14 protein-coding genes, 1 tRNA gene and 2 pseudogenes are annotated in these 19,890 nt (G+C 67.6%); 9 read left to right on the forward strand and 8 right to left on the reverse strand.

Features of this window, described 5'->3' with window-relative positions:
• Positions 1-357: 357 nt before the first annotated feature.
• From ACFY2Z_RS26325 to ACFY2Z_RS26345, 5 genes are all read left to right on the forward strand, one after another.
• Positions 358-855 carry a hypothetical protein gene (locus tag ACFY2Z_RS26325; RefSeq protein ID WP_390746568.1) on the forward strand — a complete coding sequence of 166 codons (498 nt, stop codon included), beginning with the start codon at positions 358-360 and terminating at the stop codon, positions 853-855.
• A gap of 175 nt (positions 856-1,030) precedes the next feature.
• Positions 1,031-1,564, forward strand: a complete 534-nt coding sequence (locus tag ACFY2Z_RS26330) for a trypsin-like serine protease (RefSeq protein ID WP_390746569.1) — start codon at positions 1,031-1,033, stop codon at positions 1,562-1,564.
• Between the two features lie 25 nt (positions 1,565-1,589).
• Positions 1,590-2,480, forward strand: a complete 891-nt coding sequence (locus tag ACFY2Z_RS26335) for a hypothetical protein (protein ID WP_390746570.1) — start codon at positions 1,590-1,592, stop codon at positions 2,478-2,480.
• A 234-nt stretch (positions 2,481-2,714) separates the two neighbouring features.
• Positions 2,715-6,266, forward strand: coding sequence for an ALF repeat-containing protein (locus ACFY2Z_RS26340; RefSeq protein WP_390746571.1), 3,552 nt, complete (start codon positions 2,715-2,717; stop codon positions 6,264-6,266).
• A gap of 4 nt (positions 6,267-6,270) precedes the next feature.
• On the forward strand, positions 6,271-6,849 hold the full coding sequence (locus tag ACFY2Z_RS26345) for a hypothetical protein (protein ID WP_390746572.1): 579 nt from the start codon (positions 6,271-6,273) through the stop codon (positions 6,847-6,849).
• 316 nt (positions 6,850-7,165) lie between these two features.
• On the opposite strand, the gene ACFY2Z_RS26350 is transcribed toward ACFY2Z_RS26345, so the two are convergent.
• Positions 7,166-8,149, reverse strand: a complete 984-nt coding sequence (locus tag ACFY2Z_RS26350; RefSeq protein WP_390746573.1) for a PIN domain-containing protein — start codon at positions 8,147-8,149, stop codon at positions 7,166-7,168.
• Positions 8,150-8,209: 60 nt separating this feature from the next.
• Between ACFY2Z_RS26350 and ACFY2Z_RS26355 the strand changes: the two are divergent.
• Positions 8,210-8,881, forward strand: a pseudogene (locus tag ACFY2Z_RS26355) (DUF2637 domain-containing protein); the annotation flags it as partial.
• Between the two features lie 698 nt (positions 8,882-9,579).
• On the opposite strand, the gene ACFY2Z_RS26360 reads toward ACFY2Z_RS26355, so the two are convergent.
• The 3 genes from ACFY2Z_RS26360 to ACFY2Z_RS26370 all read right to left on the reverse strand — a co-directional run bounded on the left by ACFY2Z_RS26360 (position 9,580) and on the right by ACFY2Z_RS26370 (position 13,084).
• Complete coding sequence (locus ACFY2Z_RS26360; RefSeq protein ID WP_390746574.1) at positions 9,580-10,902, reverse strand: beta-propeller fold lactonase family protein; 1,323 nt, start codon at positions 10,900-10,902, stop codon at positions 9,580-9,582.
• Positions 10,903-11,924: 1,022 nt separating this feature from the next.
• A complete protein-coding gene (locus ACFY2Z_RS26365) occupies positions 11,925-12,473 on the reverse strand; it encodes a YcxB family protein (protein ID WP_390746575.1) in 549 nt (182 codons plus the stop codon).
• A gap of 257 nt (positions 12,474-12,730) precedes the next feature.
• Positions 12,731-13,084, reverse strand: a complete 354-nt coding sequence (locus ACFY2Z_RS26370; protein ID WP_390746576.1) for a hypothetical protein — start codon at positions 13,082-13,084, stop codon at positions 12,731-12,733.
• Between the two features lie 41 nt (positions 13,085-13,125).
• Between ACFY2Z_RS26370 and ACFY2Z_RS26375 the strand changes: the two are divergent.
• Positions 13,126-13,737 (forward strand): annotated as a pseudogene (locus ACFY2Z_RS26375) (site-specific integrase); the annotation flags it as partial.
• Positions 13,738-13,834: 97 nt separating this feature from the next.
• Here ACFY2Z_RS26375 and ACFY2Z_RS26380 read toward each other — a convergent pair.
• The 3 genes from ACFY2Z_RS26380 to ACFY2Z_RS26390 form a co-directional block, all read right to left on the reverse strand.
• Positions 13,835-13,908: transfer RNA gene (locus tag ACFY2Z_RS26380), tRNA-Pro, on the reverse strand.
• A gap of 48 nt (positions 13,909-13,956) precedes the next feature.
• Complete coding sequence (locus ACFY2Z_RS26385) at positions 13,957-14,727, reverse strand: Pr6Pr family membrane protein (protein WP_390746577.1); 771 nt, start codon at positions 14,725-14,727, stop codon at positions 13,957-13,959.
• Positions 14,728-14,815: 88 nt separating this feature from the next.
• Complete coding sequence (locus ACFY2Z_RS26390; protein WP_390746578.1) at positions 14,816-15,742, reverse strand: metallophosphoesterase; 927 nt, start codon at positions 15,740-15,742, stop codon at positions 14,816-14,818.
• Between the two features lie 150 nt (positions 15,743-15,892).
• Here ACFY2Z_RS26390 and ACFY2Z_RS26395 point away from each other — a divergent pair, with 150 nt between their 5' ends.
• Entirely contained in the window at positions 15,893-16,360 is a 468-nt protein-coding gene (locus ACFY2Z_RS26395) for a GatB/YqeY domain-containing protein (protein ID WP_390746579.1), read from the forward strand.
• A gap of 90 nt (positions 16,361-16,450) precedes the next feature.
• Here the strand turns inward: ACFY2Z_RS26395 and ACFY2Z_RS26400 are convergent, their stop codons facing one another.
• Positions 16,451-18,775 (reverse strand): transglycosylase domain-containing protein, encoded by a 2,325-nt coding sequence (locus tag ACFY2Z_RS26400; protein ID WP_390746580.1) that lies wholly within the window; start codon positions 18,773-18,775, stop codon positions 16,451-16,453.
• A 409-nt stretch (positions 18,776-19,184) separates the two neighbouring features.
• Here ACFY2Z_RS26400 and wblA point away from each other — a divergent pair, with 409 nt between their 5' ends.
• Positions 19,185-19,523: a transcriptional regulator WblA gene (gene wblA / locus ACFY2Z_RS26405; protein WP_059133594.1), complete on the forward strand. Its 339-nt coding sequence runs from the start codon at positions 19,185-19,187 to the stop codon at positions 19,521-19,523.
• Positions 19,524-19,890 lie beyond the last annotated feature (367 nt).

Here is a 19,890-nt window from a genome sequence, read left to right on the forward strand (position 1 = left end):
GCCACCGGCATGACACATCACCCACCAAATCGCGGGTTGGGCTGATACCCAGAACTGCGTCATAGTTGCCCGATAAATTTCTTTTGAAGTCGCCATCGCGGCCAGTCAGCTGCCACTTGGCCCATACCGGCAGCCATGCCGACTACGCCCATGCCCTGACTGTAAATCTGCGGTGTAGGTTGCGTGGGTTGTGTATGAATCTTATTACGTTGGTTTAGTTCTGACGCCGTTTTAGGATCACAGTCGACCACTTATTTTTGCTTTACGTCTGTGTGCACCGGGGGGCTGCAGATGTTATTCCGTCATGCCGTCACCCGTGCCTGGAAAGGAATCCGGGTGACTCCTCACATCCGCAGGATGCTCCCGCTCGCGGGGTTTGCTGCCGTCCTGGCGCTGGCGAGCACGCCGGTGCTCGCTTCTGCTGACCCGCAGCCGCCGTCGGGAAACGACACACCGCCGTCCGCGGTGGAGGACTTCGCCTACCCGAACGCCGATCAGATCCAGCATGACAAGGGCATCAGGCTGATCAAGGGGGACGGGCACATCACCCTTGCCGCGTGTGATGAATCGGCCCAGCAGATCAGGGTCCTCACCGTGCAGGGCCAGGGCGGGAACCCGCAGGGCGCCTACTGCTTCAAGGCCGTCGCCAAGACCGGTTACCTCACATTGGAGCTCCCGCACGTCATCGCGCTGGAAACCGCTGATCATCCGATCAGCGCGGATCTGAAGCCGCAGGGGGACCCGTCGGCGCCGGCCAAGACGGTGAGCGTGGCGAAGAACGGCTATCAGAGCGTCGGTGAGGGGACCGCCGGAGGTGCGTCCACTGTTCTGGTGGAACTGCGCGTCACGGGCTGACCGACCGACCTGCCCTTCTTCTCACCACTCTCACATGAAACGGGGAACGTTCATGTCTGGCTTTCGTCCGCGCACGGCGCGGACTTCCGGTCTGATCGCCGCTACGTCGCTGGCTGTCGCCGCCTTGTCGGGCACGCCCGCGGCTGCTGTATCGGGCCCGCAGGCTCCTGACGCGGTGTCCACCGCCACCGCACGGCTTGACATCGGCGGCCAGCGTGGCTGTTCGGCCACGCTGGTGGCTCCGCGGTGGCTGCTGACGGCCGCGAGCTGCTTCACCGACACCCCGGGCGGCCCCCTTGCCCCCGGCGCTCCGAAGCTGAAGACGACGGCGACCATCGGCGGCATCGCTCAGCAGGTGGTGAACCTCGCGCCCCGTACGGACCGGGACGTGGTGATGGCTCAACTGGCCAAGCCGGTCAGCGGTATCACCCCGGACCCGGTGGCGGGCACGGCGCCCGGTGTGGGCGACGAGGTCCAGGCCGCGGGCTACGGCCGCACGTACGACGAGTGGGTGCCCGACCAGGTACACGCCGCCGCCTTCACCACCCCAGAATGTCGGTGGCACCACGGTCGATCTGGCCGGGAAGCCGGACGGAGCGGCGATCTGCAAGGGCGACACCGGCGGTCCGGTGCTGAGCACCGCCGCCGGTCATACGGCCATCGTCGGTGTCAGCAGCCGGTCCTGGCAGGGCGGTTGTCTGGGCACTGACCCGTCTGAGACCCGTACCGGGGCGGTGGCGGCCCGTGTCGACGACCTGGCGGGCTGGGTCCAGCCGGTCACCTACAGCACCACTTTCGCCAGCGCGCCGTGGAAGCACGCCGTGCAGATGACCGCGGGCTATTACACCGGCGGCTCCGCGGGCGGCAGCCGGCACATGGACCTGATCGTCCTGTGGGACGACGGCGAGGTCACCCTCTACCAGGGCGGCGACAGCGACGATCCCGCTCACCCCTTCTCCGCCGAGTACCAACTGGCGCCCCGTAAGAGCATCTGGACTCATGCCGTCTCGATCACCGGTGTCAATGCCACCGGTGGCGGCACCGACGGGCTCGTCGTGCGGTGGAACGACGGCGAGATGACCCAGTACACGACCGTGGATGCCAAGGGTTTCCACGGCGAGAAGCAGCTCGCCCCGCCGAAGACCCCCGCCTGGCAGAACGACGCGCGTGTGCTGACCGGCGGCCGCTTCACCCCGATCGGCCACCGCGACGACCTGCTGGTGGATTGGAAGGACGGCCACGTCTCCGTCTTCAGTGACCTGGTGGCCAACGGGCTGAAGAAACAGACCCAGATCGTCGCCAAGAACACCACCTGGCCCTACGCCGAGAACCTCACCACCGGATCCTTCACCGGAAACGCCACCGACGACCTGCTGGTGGGCTGGGTCGACGGCGAGACCACCCTCTACCCGGGCCTGACCGGCAAGGCCCTGCCCGGCGAGGACAGGATCCGCCCGGCGAAGTCGGAGTGGAAGGACGCCGCCGTGATCACTGCGGGCGCCTTCACCGCCAACACGGCCGCGAACGACGTCATCGTCCGCTGGAGCGACGGGCACGTCAGCCTCTTCACCGGCGTCGACATCAAGGGCCTGCACGACGAAGTCCGCCTCGCACCGGCCAACTGACGCTCCACTCACCGTTCGAGGGACGGATCCGCGGAACACCGACGGGCCGCCCCTCGAGCCCGGCCCGCGCACGGGCCTGTGATCAGTCGGGTCCCTGTGCGAGCCGGTGCACACAACCCCCCATAAAATATGAGACGAATCGAGTCCGCAGTGAGACATCCACGACGCCCGCAGTGCGTGGCGGTAGGGGCACAGCAGGCGGTCCGCGTGCTGTGTCTGGGTCTGCTGCCCAGCGTGCTGGTACTGGGCCTGCTGGGACCCGCACCTGCCAGAGCCGACGGGACCCCACCGACAACCGCAGCCGGCGGTGCGCTTCCGGACACCGACCGCGCCAAGGTGGTGCGGCTGTGGGAGACCGGCGGGCCCGGCGTGCGCGCCGCCGCCGAAGCCGCCCTCACCGGTAGTGACGACGACATCAAGAACTTCCTGGCTCAAGCCTCCGACATACAGTTCCAGGACGAACGCGTCGCTACCGCGCAGGTCGCCAGTGTCGGCGGGACCTACCTCCAGCAGGCCGCCCGCACTGCCCTGGACAGCGACTCGCCCGACCAGTTGCAGGCGTTCTTGAAGGACGGCTGGAAGGCGCCGCTCGAGCAGGACCAGCGTATCCGGGTCGCGCAGATCATCGATGTCAGCGGCCCGCTGGTGAGAAAGGCCGGCCAGGCCGCACTGAACGGCACGCCCGAGGACATCAAGAAGTTCCTGGACAACGATCAGTACACCGAGCGGGAACAGGACGAGCGCGTCCAGACCGCGCAGATCATCGATGCCGGCGGGCCGAACGTTAAGGCGGCCGGCCGTATCGCGATCAACGGCAGCCCGGACGACATCCACGAGTTCCTCCAGGTCGGGCAGTACGTGGCCCGCGCGCACGACCAGGAACACGCCACGATCGCGCAGCTGGCCGATCAGGCGGCGAAGGCGGGCAAGCTGGCCGGGCAGCAGACCCAGGCCGCCAAGGACGCCTCCGCCCGTGCGGTGACCGCGGCGAAACTGGCCAAGGAAGCCGCCCAGAAGGCCGCCGCGGAGACCCAGGCGGCCCAGAAGGACACCCAGCACGCGGCAGCATCCGCCGCCCGCGCGGCGAGCGCCGCCCAGCAGGCCGCCACCGCCGCACAGACCGCGATCGACGCCGCGAACGCGGCCACCGATTCCGCCCGCGTCGCGGCCAACGCCGCCTCGGCCGCCGCCGCGGCCGCGGACGGCGCCGCCGAGGCAGCCTCCCAGGCCCGTGACGCCGCCGCGAACGCGGCCCTCGACGCCGGCCAGGCAGGCGCCGCACGCAAGGCAGCCCAGAACGCCCGGGACGCCGCCGCAGGCGCGCACGCCGCCGCCCAGGCCGCGGACTCGGCGCGGACCGCCGCTGCGTCGGCTGCGGATGCGGCCAAGGCGGCCAGCGGCGCCGGCAGCGACGCCGACGACGCGGCGGACGCGGCCGACGAGGCCAACAGCCTGGCCGACCAGGCCGGTGCCCACTCCGCCGAAGCGCAGAACGCCGCAGCCGCCGCGCACCGCCACGCCCGCGAGGCGGCCCGCGCCGCCGACGCCGCCCAGGCGCTGGCCCAGGAGGCCGCCTCCGCTGCCGGGGAGGCCCGGGATGCCGCCAACGACGCGGCCACGCACGCGGAGAACGCGGCCAAGGACGCCGACGACGCGGCCAAGCACGCGGGTGAGGCGGCGACCGCCGCAAAGCAGTCCGCCGCGCACGCCAAGGAGGCCAAGAAGGACGCCGACGCGGCCAGCGGGGCCGTCGCCAAGGCCCAGAAGGTCCACGACCTTGCGATCCGTATCGACACCGAGCAGCTGACCGCCCGCACCAACGAGGGCATCGCCCGCGCGGAGGACCTCAAAGCGCAAGAGGAGCAGCGCACCGCGGCACAGCAAGCAGCCCAACAGCAGGCCAAGGACCTGCAAGTCGAAGCGGCCAAGCTGGCCGACCAGGCAGCCCAGCCCGGCGCCGACCCCGCGCAGATCGCGCCCGCAGCCCGCAAGGTAGCCCTGGGCACCGCCAAAAACGGCCGCCCGTGGAGCCAGAGCGCAGCCCTTGTGGCGCTCGCCGGCTCCGATGCGGACATTACCGCCTACATCCGCACCGGCCGCCAGGAAGCCAGTGCCCAGGACAACCGCGAGGACGTCGGGCGCCTCGCGGCTACCGCCGGTTCCTCCGACGTGCGCGCCGCCGCCGCCAAGGCCCTCGACGGCGACGACTCGGCGGTGAGCGCGTTCCTGACCACCGGCCAGTACGAGGCGATGAAGCAGGACATGCGCCTCGTCGTCGCCCGGACCATCGCCAACGCCGGCCCGATCGAACAACAGGCCGGACGCACCGCACTCAACACTGATACACCAGACGCCCTGCGCCAGTTCATTACCTCCGACGATTCCCAGGCACGCACACAGGACGAACGCGTCCGCGCCGCCCAACTCGCCGATACCAATAACAAGAGCAACGGCGCCCAGTTGAAGGCCGCCGCCCGCATCGCTCTGGAAGGCCCCTCCGACCTGCTGCACGCCTTCATCACGGTCGGCCAGTACAAGGCCCAGCGGCAAGACCAGCTCGCCGCCACCCACGAGGGGCAGATCCAGCAGCTGATCGCACAGGCTGCGGGCATCGCCGCCACCGCCCAGAAGAATGCGGCCGAAGCGGGCAGGGCAGCAGCCAACGCAGCCAAAGCCGCGTCCGAAGCCGAGGGCTACCGCAGACAAGCCGAAGCAGCGGCCAACGACGCCCAGAAGTACGCCGCCCAGGCCAACGGCTATGCCACCCAGGCTGAACAGTCCGCCAAGGACGCCGCCGCATCGGCCAAGACCGCCCGCAACGCCCAGCAGACCGCCGAGAACGCCGCAACCGCAGCCATCACCTCGGCCACCTCCGCCCAGTACTCGGCCACCTCAGCCCGCGACTCCGCCTGGACAGCAGCCCAGCAAGCACGCGCCTCCGCCACAGCCGCCGGCAAGGACGCCACTGCAGCTAACCAAGCGGCAACGGAGGCCTACCGCACCGCAGTCACCAAACAGCAGCAAGAGGACCAGCAGTGGCGACAGTGGTACGAGGAACAGCAGAAGCAAAAGCAGCGGGATGACGACGGCAGCTGGGTACCCGGCTGGTTGAAGGACGCAGCCAACACCGTCGCCACCTACGGATCAGCGATACTCGACCACGCCACCCCGATCTTCGGCGGACTCGCCGAAACCTTCATCAGCCTCGGGGGGGTCGGCTTCGGGGCGTCCGGCGACTTCGCCGGTGGCGTGCTTTGCCTCACGGGAGTCGGCTGCCTGGTCGGCGTGCCAGCCATCGCTGCAAGCACCACACTGATAGTCGGCGGCGCCTACGGCATCGCAGACGGAATCAACCGCTTCAGTGACGGACTCGGACAGGCACTTCGCGAGGCCAGCGAAGCTGACAGTGCAGCGGGCGGCGGTGGAGTTCAGGCAGGTGCTCTGGGGGACCGCCGGGAAGAATATGTGGCAGACCTGATTGGCGGTAAGGTCGCCAAGGGTCCAAATGGGCAAGACATCAAGATTGTCATGCCTAACGTTGGATCCAGCGGAATTGACGTAATAGGGCCAAACGGAGAATACGTCTACGTGGGCGGAGGAGCGAAAGCGGCCAATCCTGCCAAATTCGGAAAGGCGCTCAAGATAAACAAGTATGCCGCTGATGAGGCGGGCGTGCCGGCCATCTACTACCTGGACGCGTCCAACACCCCCGAATCGGCAATTAACCAAGCGCGCAAGGTGTTCGGCGTGGAAAACGTCCACACTTTCAACCTGCCTAAGGGGTGAAAAAATGGCAGATGGATTCATTCGCTGGTACCGCGAGGCGGGCGCGGAATCCATTTTTCGCGACCAGGTGGCTGTCTTTGAACAGCACGGCATAACTCTCGCCCATCCTGGAACCGGTGTCATTACCGTAATTAACGTGGATGGCGACGATATCCCCATCGATTTCGAGGCGCTCAACCTGATCATCGACCTCAGGCTTCCATCCGTCAGCATCAATTGGTGGATCTCGGCAGACACCAACGTCGTAAGCTCGTATACACACGAACCACTCGGCTGTGAAATTCAGACTTTCTGGGTGGACGGACTGACAGCAGAAGAAGCACGAGCCTTCAATTCTGCCGTCATGTCGACCATGTCTCGAGTGCCAACGCCGACGCGCGCTCTCGTGTGCGATCACCAGGGAACCACTGACGCCGACGACTGGGATTCTGCAATCCTGTACGGTGGCGCAAAAATTCCAGGGGTTGTTGACCCCCTGCTCCTGAGTCCAGAAATTTCGAGACGGATCCTTTCGAATTCAACACGACTCTGCGGCACTGTGACAGAGGACTCTTTGATGAGAGTGACGGCACTGTCGACTTGAGTTGTTGATGCTCGACGGCACAGTGTGACCCGAGACGCTCGAGCCACACTGTGCCGTCGCCACGCCGGGACGACACATGGGTGGCTATTTTGCCGCGCCGGTTCCGCGAGGTCTGCGCATCACCTGTGATCCACTCCCCGTTCACTCCCCGGGTCGTGGCCTCTGCGGAACAGCCCGAGTAGAGCAGCCCGCCGGGCATCATCTGTACCTACCGCTGCCTGAGATGGGGCCGGCTGGGCCGGGGGCACCCAGAGGATCCGATGGATCACACTGCCACAGTGGAGGGAGCGGCGTCGGCGTACGGGCGCCGCATCGGCTAGTGAGCAGCGGAATGCGGCGGCAGGAGACCTTCCGCGACGAGCCTCTCCATCCTTGAGAGAGTGAGGCGGCCGGCGAACTCATGGCGGAGATTCATCCACCTTCGCTCGTGGCTGATGATGCCGACGTAATCGGCGAGTTCCCGGGAAAGGGCGGAGGACTGGCCTGCGGACAGCGCACGGGTGCCCTGGCTTCGCAGGACAGTGAGCTTGGCGTCAGCGTTCGTCGTGCTCACGAGGACACGGGTCTCCCACACACAGGCGACGCCCTGGATTTGGAGGCTGTCCCTCACGAGGGCGGGCGCGCTCAGGACCCACCGGACCGTGGCTGTGCACCAGACGTGGTCCCCGATGCGGTAGGCGGTCAGATCGGTTGCCTGATCGAAAGCGGCGAACGGGGGGACGGCCCAGCCCAGCACCCGCACGGTGTCGGTATCGACCAGCGTGCCCTCGCCCTGGACAAAGAGACCCATCGTGGCCTCGAAGTCCGGCCCCACTAGATCCGGCGGCACGAGCATCAGACGAACGGCCTCCTCCTCGATCACGCTGAGGCTTTCCCGGCTGGAGAGGATCGAGCGCACCGCGTCCTCGTCGACATCGTCCGTCCGCTGGGCGAACTTCTCCACGACCTCGTACCAGGTGGTGAGGAGCACGAACCGATCCTCAATGCCGGCGAGGTCCTCGTTCATCGGGTACGGGGAGGCGGCCCCGTCGCCGAAGTCCTTGGTGTTCTTGCTGACGAAGTAGACCGTCTCGTCAGGATGCTCCCGCGCGTACTCGACGGCCGTGAGCCAGATCGCAGCGTCCCGCCCGCCTATCTTCCCGGTGTCGCCGCCCGCGTTGATGGTGACCTGCTTGCACGGCGGCAGAAGGTTCGCCTCCCGGATCAAGGCCTGCTTCAGCGCCTCCTCGCTCGTCGGGGCGACGTCGACCACGTCAAGCCACTTCTGGCGCCACTCGTCTTGGAACCGCTGTAGATCCATCCGCGGCAGCGTCACGCGGATCGGCCACGGCGTTCCGTCCTTGAGGCTGCGTAGGGCCGCCTGGCGCCGCTGCTGCTGATCGTCACGGCGGAAACCTCGCCGGCCTACCGGCGGGCGATCGCTGCGGCGGTGGCGCGGCTGGAAGAGCAGCGGCGTGCCGAGCGTGAGGCGGCCGAGCAGGCGGCCCGCGAGCGTGAGGAAGCCGCCCGCCGGCAGGCCCGCGAGGAGCGCGAGCACGCCGCCCAGATGGAGCGTGAACGGCGTGAGCACGAGGCTGCTTTGGCCCGTGAGCAGGCCGAGCGGGAAGAGCGGCTCTGGCGCGAGGAGCAGGAGCGCCGGGCCGCGCTGGAGATGGCTGAGCGGGCCGAGCGTGAACGCCGTGAACGCGAGCGTGAACAGCGCGAGCCGGAGCGTGAACGGGCCGAGCGTGAGGCCGCCGAACGCCGCGCCCGTGAGGCTGCGGAGCGGGCGGAGCGTGAACGCCGTGAACGGCAGGAGCGGGAGGAGCGGGCCGCGCGTGAACGCGCCGCTCTGCTTCAGCGCGGCCCGGCCACGAGCAAGCTTCCGGAGGACGAAGCGCGCGCCATCGTGGCTGCTGCTTTCGCGGCGGAGCTGTCGGTGCGGTCTGCGGCGGAGTTGTGCGGCTGGTCGGTGGGCTGGGTTTCCGCCCGCTACGCCGAACACCGCGACCCGGGCGCGGGCGGCGCTGAGCTGGCCATCGCGGGCCACTGATGGCCGCCGTTCCAATTGGAGTTCACGCGAGTTCGGGGAGGCCTTCCGCGTGGGGAACAGTGCAAGTGAGCAGGTAAGGGCCTTCTCGATGCTTGTCACCCGTGCGTGTCAACGTCTCGGAGTTGCCGGCAGATTCTGCAAGTTTGGCCAGTAACTTGTGACGCTATGCGGGATTCAGGAAGCCGCCGCCGTCTGCCGTTGGCCAACCGCACTTCCCTTGCTTCCACTCGCCCACTGTCAACCCCCGGTAGTCCGGCTCCACTGTCGCCAACCAGCGTGCGTGGCCGCGCAGTCGTGGGGGAGGGCGCATGGCATGCCGCATCCGGGCCCCACGCGTACGCGGTCAGTACATCCGGCGCGTCTCTTCGATGTGCACGCTTTCCAAGTGTGCTCGTCCTCGTCGGGGAACCGTACGGCGTCATTCACCTGCATCCATGTGCGCCCGTTGCCGTGGAGTTCGATCTGCCCTGGTACTCATCCGGACGGGGCGGTACGCCTGCGAATGAGACCAGAAGTGAGACCAGGTATTTGGCGCGCACCTCGTCGTCTGGCACGACGTCGCGCCGATGGAACGTCGCAGCCTGCCGTTGGATGCCGCACCACACGGCGTCAGGCGGTCGGCGCTGCGGAAGCCGCCCGGGGCGCAGCCACGGTCACCGATCACGCGCTGACCACACGACTGTGCCGCCATGCGTCCGTCATGCCATGGGCATTGCCGGGCCTGGTTCGTGCTCGCCGGGTGGAGTTCCAGGCTTGAGGATGACGGAGGTGTAGTGGTTGGCGAAGAAGTACGAATAGGACAGGCCTTCGTCGATCCTGCCGAACTCGTTGCTCATCATGGTCATCAGCGCTGTCGTGCGGGTGCCGTCACTGGCATAGGCGGTGAACATCTGGTTGGGTGGCAATCCAGTGGCTCCGATGGTGACTTCGTTGATGCCCGGGAGTGCCCGGATCAGGGCCGTGCCCTCGCCGGAGCTACCGGAGACGCGCAGGGGGAGGTTCTCTGTGCGCATGCCCAGACCCTGCCGGCCCAGGTTGTTAGTGCTGGTGGCCGGAGTGTCGCGGGCCACGTACACCAGCGCCATGGGCGACTGGCCGATGGGGAGCGTCTTGATCACCGAGTTCGTTTTCGTGTCGATGACGTCGACCGCGTCGGAGTTCTGTAGGGCGACGTAGATCCTGGTGTTGTCGGGGCTCGGCCAGATGCCGTGGGGGCCGTGGCCGTGGTTGTGGATGGTCTTCACCAGCTTGGGCGGCGCCCCGGTCTTCGATCGGCGGTACACCAAGGTCTGGTCCAGTCCGCCGACGGTCATGTAGGCGTAGTCGACACCGTCGACGGTGACGAAGTTGGGGTGGTTGGTGCGCGGCCCCGTGTTCATCACCGACTCCACACGGAAGGTTTGTGCATTGACCACAGCGGTGGTCACGCCGTTGACGGGCATGCCGAGCCAGATGTCCCGGCCGTCGGGTGAGATGGCCTCGTCGGAGGATCCACCCGCTTGTTCGGGGATCGGCAGGCTCTTGATGACCCGGCGGGAGGCCACATCGATCTTGTCTAGCCTCGAGGCGCGCAGGTGGTTGACGTAGGCGAATTTGCCGTCGGTGCTAAAGACCACCTTCGATGGCCCGTCTTCGCTGTAGATTCGGTCGACCTCCTTGCCGGCCCGCCAGTCGAGCACCGAGATGTAGTCCTGGCCGCGCACCGCCACCCACAGTCGCGTGCCGTCCGGCGAGAAGAATCCTTCGTGCGGCGCCCGGCCGACGTACATGGTGCGCACAACCTTGTTGGTTGAAGTGTCGATGACATGGATGGCGTTGGTGGTCACGTCGATCACGTCGAGCCACTTCCCGTCCCGGGAGAAGCCCAGGCCGTGCACGTCGATCTCCCCGTCGTACATGGCCCCCAGCACGTCCGCGCTGGGGTCCAACCGGGGCTTGCCCAGAGCAATCGTGCCCAGCACCGTGTTCGTCGCCGGATTGATGACACTGACCGTGTTGGAGGCCTGGTCGGCGGTGTACACCCGGTCGTTCGCCGAGATCTGTTGCGCCCCGGGCAGCGCCGGAGCTTGGACCGGCGTGCCCGACGCTGGGCCGGCCTTCGACCCCGTACCTGGGTGGGAGGCCGCAGATTCGTGCGTCCCGGTCGTCGTGCACGCTGCGATTGACACGTACACGGCCGCCGCCGCGAACGCGCGAGCCAAGCTGGGTTTTGTGGCCAAGTTCGCTCCTTGTGGTCACGTCGCCGGCGGATAGCCCGCGCCGCAAGGTGCCGGCGGCGCTTGGCATGTGGGGGCTGTGCCGCGTGGCGTGAGAGGTTGCGGCAAGAACTGGTCGCTGCGCTCATCAATGGCCGCTGCGAGAGCAGCGCCTGTCATCGTGGCGCCGAGGTCACCTCTTTCGAATGCGGTCACGCATTTCCGAGCACGTGATTGATGGCGCCTGACGTTGGTCGGCTGAATCATCGTCGAGCCAGAAAGGAGTCTAAAGGAAAATTTCCGACATATTCACCTCGGTCGGAGGTTTTCACTCTGACGGCCCGTCTGATGGCGAACGGCTGGCGAATGCACGGCCGTTCAGACTTCGTGCGGTGTACGCCGCCGGGTTCACGATGGTTCACGACGGGTCGACCACAACTGCGATCGCAGCCTCGCGGGGCAGTAGCCCGCGCGGTCGGCGGAGTTGCAATGGCACGGTCAAGCGCCGCCGCGCTCGGATCCTGGAGCACTAGTTTGGAAGACCACGTATGCGGGTGGCGGCTGACTTGGGGACTCCCTGCCCTGATCCGGAGCGAGGTTGGCGCCGCCGTTCCCCGTGAGTCCCCGCTGCGTCCTCTGCGAACGGGCACGCAGCGGGCACGACGAGCTCCTCGATGCGAACTACGGGCGGGACGGTCGCTGAAGTCTGCCCGGCTGATCAGACATTCGCTCGCGGTCGCGGCGGGTCGGCTGCGGTCGCGGCGGTTGCTGTACTTCGCTGCTGTACGCCACGCCCCAGTGGCAGGGCCGGCCATCGACCGCCGGGCGCGGGACGCCCTTCACGTCCGTCACACGCGGGTGGTGTGCTGGTCCAGGATGGCCCGAAGCCGGTCGAGGTCCTCGGCCTCATGCACACCCCGCTTGGGCAGGACTTCCAGCCACATGATGTTGGGGTCTCGGCTAAGCAGGACGAAGTGGTGGGCCGTCTCCCGGTAACCGTGGTAAACGGACCACTTCTGGACCAGCGTGCTGTAGTCGCTGTGGCAGGTGATCCCGGCCGCGGACACGGTGGCGCGGTACTCACCTTGCCATCCGATGATGCGCTGTATGTAGGCGACGTGCAGCCGTGGGTACGCCCACATCCACAGGACAACGAGCAAGAGCAGCCCGGTCGAGACCACGTCGATAGTGATCAGCCAGAACCCCACCCCCAGCACGAGGAGGACGCCCCGCAGCACCAGCTTGGTCCGCTTGACCCGGTCGCGGACCCGCAGGCCGACCCGTGTGTCGGCAGGCTGCGGCCGGTATACCAGTTGGACCGCGGACGGTTCGTTCACGAGATCGCCAGAGGTTTCCGCGCTTTTGTTGGTACCTTCGGTCCAGCCCTCCTTGGTCATGATCCCTCCCCGGTTACAAAGACCGCGGGACCCTATCATCGGCGGTCCTCGCACGCCTGGTGGGGGTGACAGGCCTTGAACCTGCGGCCTCATCCTTATCAGGTCGATCACAGGGTGTCGGTGACGCCGGTCAACTCGCGCTAAGCCTCGGCTGATCGTCCGCTCGGGTTCGGCGCCGACCGCCGCCGTACGCGCCTGTTGGTGTCAGCTGCTGGTGTCATCCACTACATGCAGCCTTGACAGATACACCCAGCCGGTCACGCCTCAGATGCTTGCCACCAGTTCAGCGGCTCTCCGTCCGGACGGAACACGTTACTAAAGCCCCACTCGACCAGCACGCTCACGCCTGCCATCCACGTTTCCATCACGGCCTCGACCGCGGGGAATCCAGCAGCGGCCGGCACCGTCACCACGATGAACCGCCGGTCGGCAGGCGCCTCCACCAGGCCGCCCAGGGGAACGAAGAGGCTGGTCAGGGATTCCAGCGACTCAGCATCGAAGGGCGGCTCCCCGAATGCTTGGATGCAAAGGTTCGGGCCTCGTCGCTCAATCTGGAACAGACCATCGGCGTCGATCTTCAGCAAGTCCCCGGCCGCGCAGCCCTCGACCATGCCAGGGCTACCCGTCAGTTCATAGCTGCCGGGACCGACAGTTCAAGGGCGCCGAGGGAACCTCGATGTACGCGTACATCGTCGTCGCTCTGCTGACCGGGGCCCGCACCGAAGAACTCCGGGCCCTCACCTGGGACCACTTCTTTCTGAGAGGCCGGCCGGACCTCGACCCGCCTCAGCCTCCGCATATCGCCGTCTGGCGGTCGGTCCGGCGAAGCGGGGACACGAAGACCCGGAAGTCCCGGCGCACGCTCGCTCTCCCGGTGCGCTGTGTCGATGCCCTCTGGCAGCAATTCGAAGATCAGGGGTGGGATCGGCTCGCCGCTGGGGACGACTGGGAGGAACACGGCCTCGTCTTCTCCTCGGCCGTGGGTAAGCCGCTCGACGCTGCCAACGTCCGCCGTGCCTTCCGCCAGGCGCTCAAGGGCATCGACGGGATCGACGCCGACGAGTGGACGCCGAGGGAGCTGCGGCACAGCTTCGTGCCTCTGCTGTCCGACCGTGGTGTCCCGCTGGAAGAGATCTCCCGGCTCGTTGGACACTCTGGGACCGCCGTGACCGAGGAGGTCTACAGGAAGCAGATCCGGCCCGTGATCCAGACCGGCGCCGTGGTCATGGACGGGATCTTCGGAGCGCAGGAGCGACGCCCGTAGAGACGCGGAAAGCGGTAGTCACGCAGTTAGACACGCAGACCAAACAGGTGAGGCACCTACTAGCGACTAGTAGGTGCCTCACCTGCTGTTTTGGCTGTCGGGGTGGCGGGATTTGAACCCACGACCTCTTCGTCCCGAACGAAGCGCGCTGCCAAGCTGCGCTACACCCCGATGTCGCTGCTTGCCGCGGCGACGACGTTTACTTTAGCCCACCGGCGGCTAGAGACGAAATCCGGTTTTCCAGCGGGGACGGGTGGGGTCCGGGCGGATGTGGTCGAGGGCGACCATGAGGAGGGCCAGGACGAAGAACCCCAGGCCGATCAGGAGCGCGTTGGCGAGGACGCTCCGGTAGCCCAGGCGGCCGGCGTCCAGGAACGGGTAGAGGTAGCGCTCCGGCGCGCCGGTCGGCAGCCGTTCCCCGCGGATCAGACAGAAGGCCAGGTAGGCCATGGGGTACAGCAGCCACTTCCGCGCGTCCCGCACGCTCAGCGGGGCCGGGCTCGTCAGGAAGAGCCAGTCGAACAGTGCCGCGACCGGGATCAGTGTGTGCAGGGTCTGGTTGGTGAGTGCCTGCCAGAGGGGGTGGATGCCGGGGCGGCCGGTCAGGGAGAAGGGGCCTGGTTCGTTCACCAGGAGTACGTGGTAGACGAGGCCCGCGATCAGGGCGTAGAACACCGCGCCGCCGGTCACCAGCGCGGGCAGGGGGCGCTCGGCCGTCCGCGCTCGCCAGGCCGACAGGGTGAAGACGATCGCGAGCAGCAGGTCGACCTGGATCGTGAAGTAGCTCAGCACCCGCGTCGGGCTGCCGAGGCGCAGGTCCACGGCCACCGCGGCGGCCGCGGTCAGGGCCACCAGCAGGCGGTAGACGCCCACCTTCGGGCGGTGTGCGGGGATCACCACGGCGGTGGCGGGGACGGCGGACGGCATCACCGTCTGCACGCCCGGCACCGCCGGGAGGTCCGGGATGTCCTTGGGGATCGGCCCGATCATGTCCTCACGCTAAGCAGACCGGGCAGAACGGGCGATGTGGGTGGTCCGGGCGGGTTACGGAGGGGGCCCGACCGTCGGCGTTCCTACCTCAGCCCCTGGCCACCAGCGTCAGCAGCGTCGCCTCCGGGGGGCATGCGAACCGTACCGGCGTGTAGCGGTTCGTTCCGCAGCCCGCTGACACGTGCATATATGAGGTGAGGCCCTTCGCCGTGTGCCGGGACAGGCCCTTCACCCGGTCCGTGTCCAGGTCGCAGTTGGTGACCAGGGCGCCGTAGAAGGGGATGCACAGCTGCCCGCCGTGGGTGTGGCCCGCGAGGATCAGCGGGTAGCCGTCGGCCGTGAACGCGTCCAGGGCGCGCAGGTACGGCGCGTGCACCACGCCCATCGAGAAGTCGGCCGACGCGGAGGGGCCGCCCGCCACCCGTGCGTAGCGGTCGCGCTTGATGTGCGGGTCGTCCAGGCCCGTCAGTTCGATCTCCAGGCCGTCCACCTTCAGCGTCCCCCGCGTGTTCGTCAGGTTCAGCCAGCCTGCCGCGTCGAAGCCGTCCCGCAGGTCCTCCCAGGGGTTGTGGATGGCTCCGACCACGGGCCGATTGCCGTTCAGACCGTGGCTTCCCCTGGACTTCTCCACCAAGTAGCGGGCGGGGTTGCGCAGTCTGGGGCCGTAGTAGTCGTTCGACCCGAAGACGTACGCCCCCGGGAACTCCATCAGCGGGCCCAGCGCGTCCAGCACCTCCGGCACGCCCTCGGGGTCGGAGAGGTTGTCCCCGGTGTTGATCACGAAGTCGGGGCGCAGTCCGGCCAGCGAGCGCAGCCAGCGCTGCTTCTTCCGCTGTCCGCTCACCATGTGGATGTCGGAGACCTGGAGCACACGCAGCGGACGGGTCCTCGGCGGCAGCACGGGGACCGTCACCCGGCGCAGCCGGAAGGAACGGACCTCGAACCCGGCCGAGTACAGCAGTCCGGCGGCGGCCACCGCCGTGATTCCCAGGGGCACTCCGTATCGCGCGCGCATACGACCATCGTGTCAGAAGCTCGGCGCGCCACGCGCCCGCCTGTGGACGACCACGGAACACCGCGGAGCACCGCAGAACAGTGCAGAACACCCTCGCGCCACCGGAAATCATGGGGCGGGCGCCCGGTCGCACCTGCGACAATCGGAGCCATGACCACGCTCAAGTCGAAGCTGCAGGAAGACCTCAACGCCGCGATCAAGGAGCGCAACGAGCTCCGCTCCTCGACGCTCCGGCTGACGCTCGCCGCGATCACCAAGGAAGAGGTCGCGGGCAAGGAGAAGCGCGAGCTCTCCGACGACGAGGTCACCAAGGTGATCACCCGCGAGGCGAAGAAGCGCCGTGAGGCCGCCGACGCCTTCGCGCAGGGTGGGCGCCCCGAGCAGGCCGAGCGGGAGCAGGCGGAGGGCGAGGTGCTTGCCGCGTACCTGCCCAAGCAGCTGTCCGACGACGAACTGCGGCAGATCGTCGCCCAGGCCGTGGAGGAGGCGAAGGCGGCGGGCGCCGAGGGTCCGCGTGCCATGGGCCAGATCATGAAGATCGTGAACCCGAAGGTCGCCGGCCAGGCGGAGGGCGGACGCGTCGCCGCCGTGGTCAAGCAGCTCCTCGCAGGGAGCTGACCGGCCCACCCCTCGCCCCGGCGCGGGTACGACAGCGGGGGCGCCCCTCAGCCGAGGGGCGCCCCCTTCGTCGTGCGTAGGGGGGCGGGGCTAGCCTCGCCCGCCGTTGCTGTGCCCGTTCCTGCCGTTTCCGGTGCCCTGGATGAAGCCCTGCGGGATGGAGAAGGAGGGCGTCGGGAAGGAGCCGCCGCCGTTGGTGGCCCCATTGGTGGCCCCGTTGGTTCCTCCGCCGGTCCCTCCGTCCACGCCGCCGATCAGCCCACCGATCAGGCCGCCCGTGTCCTGTCCGCCGTTGGCGTTCCCATCACCGTTGCCGTTGCCGTTGCCGTCGCCGCCCTGGTCATGGTTGCTGTCGGGGATGTCGACGAGGTTGAAGTCCTCGACCGGCTTGCCCACCAGCGCGCCCGTCATCATGTCGCGCCAGATCGGGCCCGGGACCTGGCCGCCGTAGACCTTGTCGTAGGGGACGCCGCCGATGGTGATGTGGGTCATCTGCCGCTTGTGCGCCGGGTCGCCGACCCAGACCGCGCCCGCCATGTTCGGCGTGTAGCCGACGAACCAGGCCGCGTAGCGGAAGTCCGTCGTACCGGTCTTGCCGGCGCTGGGGCGGCTGCCGAGGCCGGCCTGCGTACCCGTACCGTCCTCGACGACGCCCTTGAGGATCGTGTTGATCGTGTCCGCGGTGGTCTGCGACATCGCGCGCGAGCAGGTCGACGTCGGTACGGCCAGCGACTTCTTCTCGTTGCCGACGGTCTGCGTGATCGACGCGATGGCGACCGGCGTGCAGTACGTGCCGCGGTCGGCGAAGGTCGCGTACGCGCTCGCCATCGTCAGCGGCGACATCTCCTGGGTGCCCAGGGCGATCGACGGGGCCTGGTCGATCTTCAGCCCGTCAGCCCGGTTCACGCCCATCTTCTTGGCCATGTCTGTCACCGGGCAGATGCCGATGTCGCTGATCAGCTGCACGTAGTAGGTGTTGACCGACTTGGCGGTCGCCTCCTTCATGCCGTACGGGCCGTGCTCCGACTCGTTCTCGTTCGTGAGCGTGGCGTTCTCGTTGTTCGTCCACTGCTTGCCGTCGCAGGCCGCCACGGGGCTCGGATAGTCCATCTCGTACGGCGACGGGTACTCCTGGGTCGCCGGTGTGCCGCCCTCGATGGCGGCCGCGGCGACGATCGGCTTGAACGTCGAGCCGGGCTGGTAGCCCGCGCCGCCGCCCATGGCCTTGTCCACCGAGAGGTTGATCTGCGTCTCGTTCTTGCCGAAGCCGTACGGACGGGACTGGCCCATCGCGAGGATCTTGCCGGTGCCGGGCTCGACGACGGTCGCGGCCGTGGCCACCTCGTCACTCTTGTTGACGTGGTCCTTGACCGACTTCTGTAGCGACTCCTGGGCCTGCGGGTCCAGTGTCGTACGGATCGTCAGACCGCCGCGGTTCCAGATCTTCGCCCGGTCGGTCTTGGTCCTGCCGAACACCGGGTTGTTGAGGAACACCTCGCGGACGTAGTCGCAGAAGAAGCCCGCGCCCTTGACCGCCGTGATGCAGCCGTTCTTCGGCTCGCTCACGTTCAGCCCGAGGGGGGTCTTCTTGGCCTTGTCGGCCTCGGCCTGGGAGATGTCGTGCACGTCGGCCATGCGCTGCAGCACCACGTTGCGCCGCTTCTTGGCCTCCGCCTCGTCGTTCACCGGGTCGTACCGGGTGGGGGACTGGACGAGGCCCGCGAGGAGCGCGGCCTCCGGGAGGCTGAGGTCCTTGGCGTGCTTGGAGAAGTAGCGCTCGGAGGCCGCCTCCACGCCGTAGGCCTGCTGGCCGAAGAACGTGATGTTCAGGTAGTTCTCGAGGATCTTCTTCTTGCCGAGCTTCTCCTCGATCTGGATCGCGTACTTCAGCTCGCGGACCTTGCGGCCGAGGGTCTGCTGGGTGGCCTGGGCGACCTTCGTCGGGTCGTCGCCGGCCTCCTCCACGAAGTAGTTCTTCACCAGCTGCTGCGTGAGCGTGGAGGCGCCCTGGGCCACCCCTCCGCTCTGCGCGTTCTGGTTCAGCGCGCGCAGGACGCCTTTCAGGTCGATCGCGCCGTGCTGGTAGAACCGCGAGTCCTCGATCGCGACGATCGCCTTCTGCATGTACGGCGAGATGTCCTTCAGCTCCACCACCGTGCGGTCACGGGAGTAGACCGTGGCGATCTGGCCGCCCTGACTGTCCAGAATCGTGGTGCGCTGACTCAGCTGCGGGCTCTTCAGGTTGGAGGGGATGTCGTCGAATCCCTGGACCGACCCCTTGGCCGCGAGGCCCAGCGCACCCGCCGCGGGCAGTGCGATGCCGGCCATCACCGCCCCCGCGAGCACACTCACTCCGAGGAACTTGGCGGCCTGCTGCACGGGGGACACTCCCCCGCCCGAGCGCTTCTTTGGCATGAGGGCAGCCTACGTTCTGATTCGCCGGACACGCGTCTAGGCCTTGGCCTAAGCTGCTCTCAACTGTCACAGCAGCAGGGCCACGTATCAAGTACGGCCGGCGACCCCGAATCGTTCCGGTGTTCCCCCAACTTTTTTGCTGGGTGCGTGTCCGAATTCGCCTTGTGTGTCATCAGGCGCCCCTTGTGGCGCAACTGAACTGTGCCGGTTTGCCCTGGAAGTCACGTATGTCACCAGCTCACTCCCCCGGGTGATCTGCCGCTTACCCATAGTCCGTTCGGACCATTCAAGATTGGGCCCGCTGGGGGTGTTGCGCTGTGCCCACCTTCCGTAACGTCCTCAACTGGCGGCGGTGAATATGCCGCTGCCGCCGTGGGGGAGCCTCGATTCGGGAGAGGACGGCGCCGGTATGGGCTGGGTAACCGACTGGAGTGCGCAGGCGGCCTGCCGCACTACCGATCCGGATGAACTGTTCGTTCAAGGAGCAGCGCAGAACAGGGCCAAGGCGGTGTGCACCGGGTGCCCGGTACGCACGGAGTGCCTGGCCGACGCGCTGGACAATCGCGTCGAATTCGGCGTGTGGGGTGGGATGACGGAGCGGGAGCGCCGCGCACTGCTGCGCAGGCGGCCGACCGTCACCTCGTGGCGTCGCCTGTTGGAGACCGCTCGTACGGAGTACGAGCGTGGAGCGGGCCTGTTGCCTCTCGATGAGGAAGAGGTGTACGAGAACTACGCGGCCGTGGGCTGAGGACGGCCCGCCGAAGGGCGTGACTGCCGGCCGACGACTGCCTGAGGGGTTGTCGGCGGGCGGGTGGTCGGTCCTGGCAGGTCCTTCCTTGGCCGGTCGGTTCTTGGTCGACCGGTTCTTCGGCGGCCCGTTTGGGGCCGGGCGGGGTCCTTCGGGGTCTCGCCGGACGAGGCTGACGGTGCGGTGAGCTGTCGGCCGTCGGGTGTGGGTGGCCGACGGACCCTCCGGCGTGCCCTCACCGGATGTGACGTGCCTTTGAGCGGCCAGGGCACGGGCGCGTCCCGCCGTCCGTCCCACAGGGGCCGTCACGGCTTCATGTGTGTGCCATGTCACGGACGGAGGGCGCGCGCCGTAGCAGGCGGCCCGG

Origin of the sequence: Streptomyces sp. NPDC001222, from assembly GCF_042896945.1 — a bacterium.
GTDB classification, from domain to species: domain Bacteria; phylum Actinomycetota; class Actinomycetes; order Streptomycetales; family Streptomycetaceae; genus Streptomyces; species Streptomyces gibsoniae.

Excerpts from the sequence above, each read along its gene's own strand:
- ACFY2Z_RS26365 (WP_390746575.1), bottom strand. The coding sequence starts at position 12,473 with ATGACCAAGGAGGGCTGGACCGAAGGTACCAACAAAAGCGCGGAAACC.
- ACFY2Z_RS26390 (WP_390746578.1), bottom strand. The coding sequence starts at position 15,742 with ATGCGCGCGCGATACGGAGTGCCCCTGGGAATCACGGCGGTGGCCGCC.
- ACFY2Z_RS26385 (WP_390746577.1), bottom strand. The coding sequence starts at position 14,727 with ATGATCGGGCCGATCCCCAAGGACATCCCGGACCTCCCGGCGGTGCCG.
- ACFY2Z_RS26325 (WP_390746568.1), top strand. The coding sequence starts at position 358 with ATGCTCCCGCTCGCGGGGTTTGCTGCCGTCCTGGCGCTGGCGAGCACG.
- ACFY2Z_RS26370 (WP_390746576.1), bottom strand. The coding sequence starts at position 13,084 with ATGGTCGAGGGCTGCGCGGCCGGGGACTTGCTGAAGATCGACGCCGAT.
- ACFY2Z_RS26345 (WP_390746572.1), top strand. The coding sequence starts at position 6,271 with ATGGCAGATGGATTCATTCGCTGGTACCGCGAGGCGGGCGCGGAATCC.
- wblA (WP_059133594.1), top strand. The coding sequence starts at position 19,185 with ATGGGCTGGGTAACCGACTGGAGTGCGCAGGCGGCCTGCCGCACTACC.
- ACFY2Z_RS26350 (WP_390746573.1), bottom strand. The coding sequence starts at position 8,149 with ATGGATCTACAGCGGTTCCAAGACGAGTGGCGCCAGAAGTGGCTTGAC.
- ACFY2Z_RS26395 (WP_390746579.1), top strand. The coding sequence starts at position 15,893 with ATGACCACGCTCAAGTCGAAGCTGCAGGAAGACCTCAACGCCGCGATC.
- ACFY2Z_RS26400 (WP_390746580.1), bottom strand. The coding sequence starts at position 18,775 with ATGCCAAAGAAGCGCTCGGGCGGGGGAGTGTCCCCCGTGCAGCAGGCC.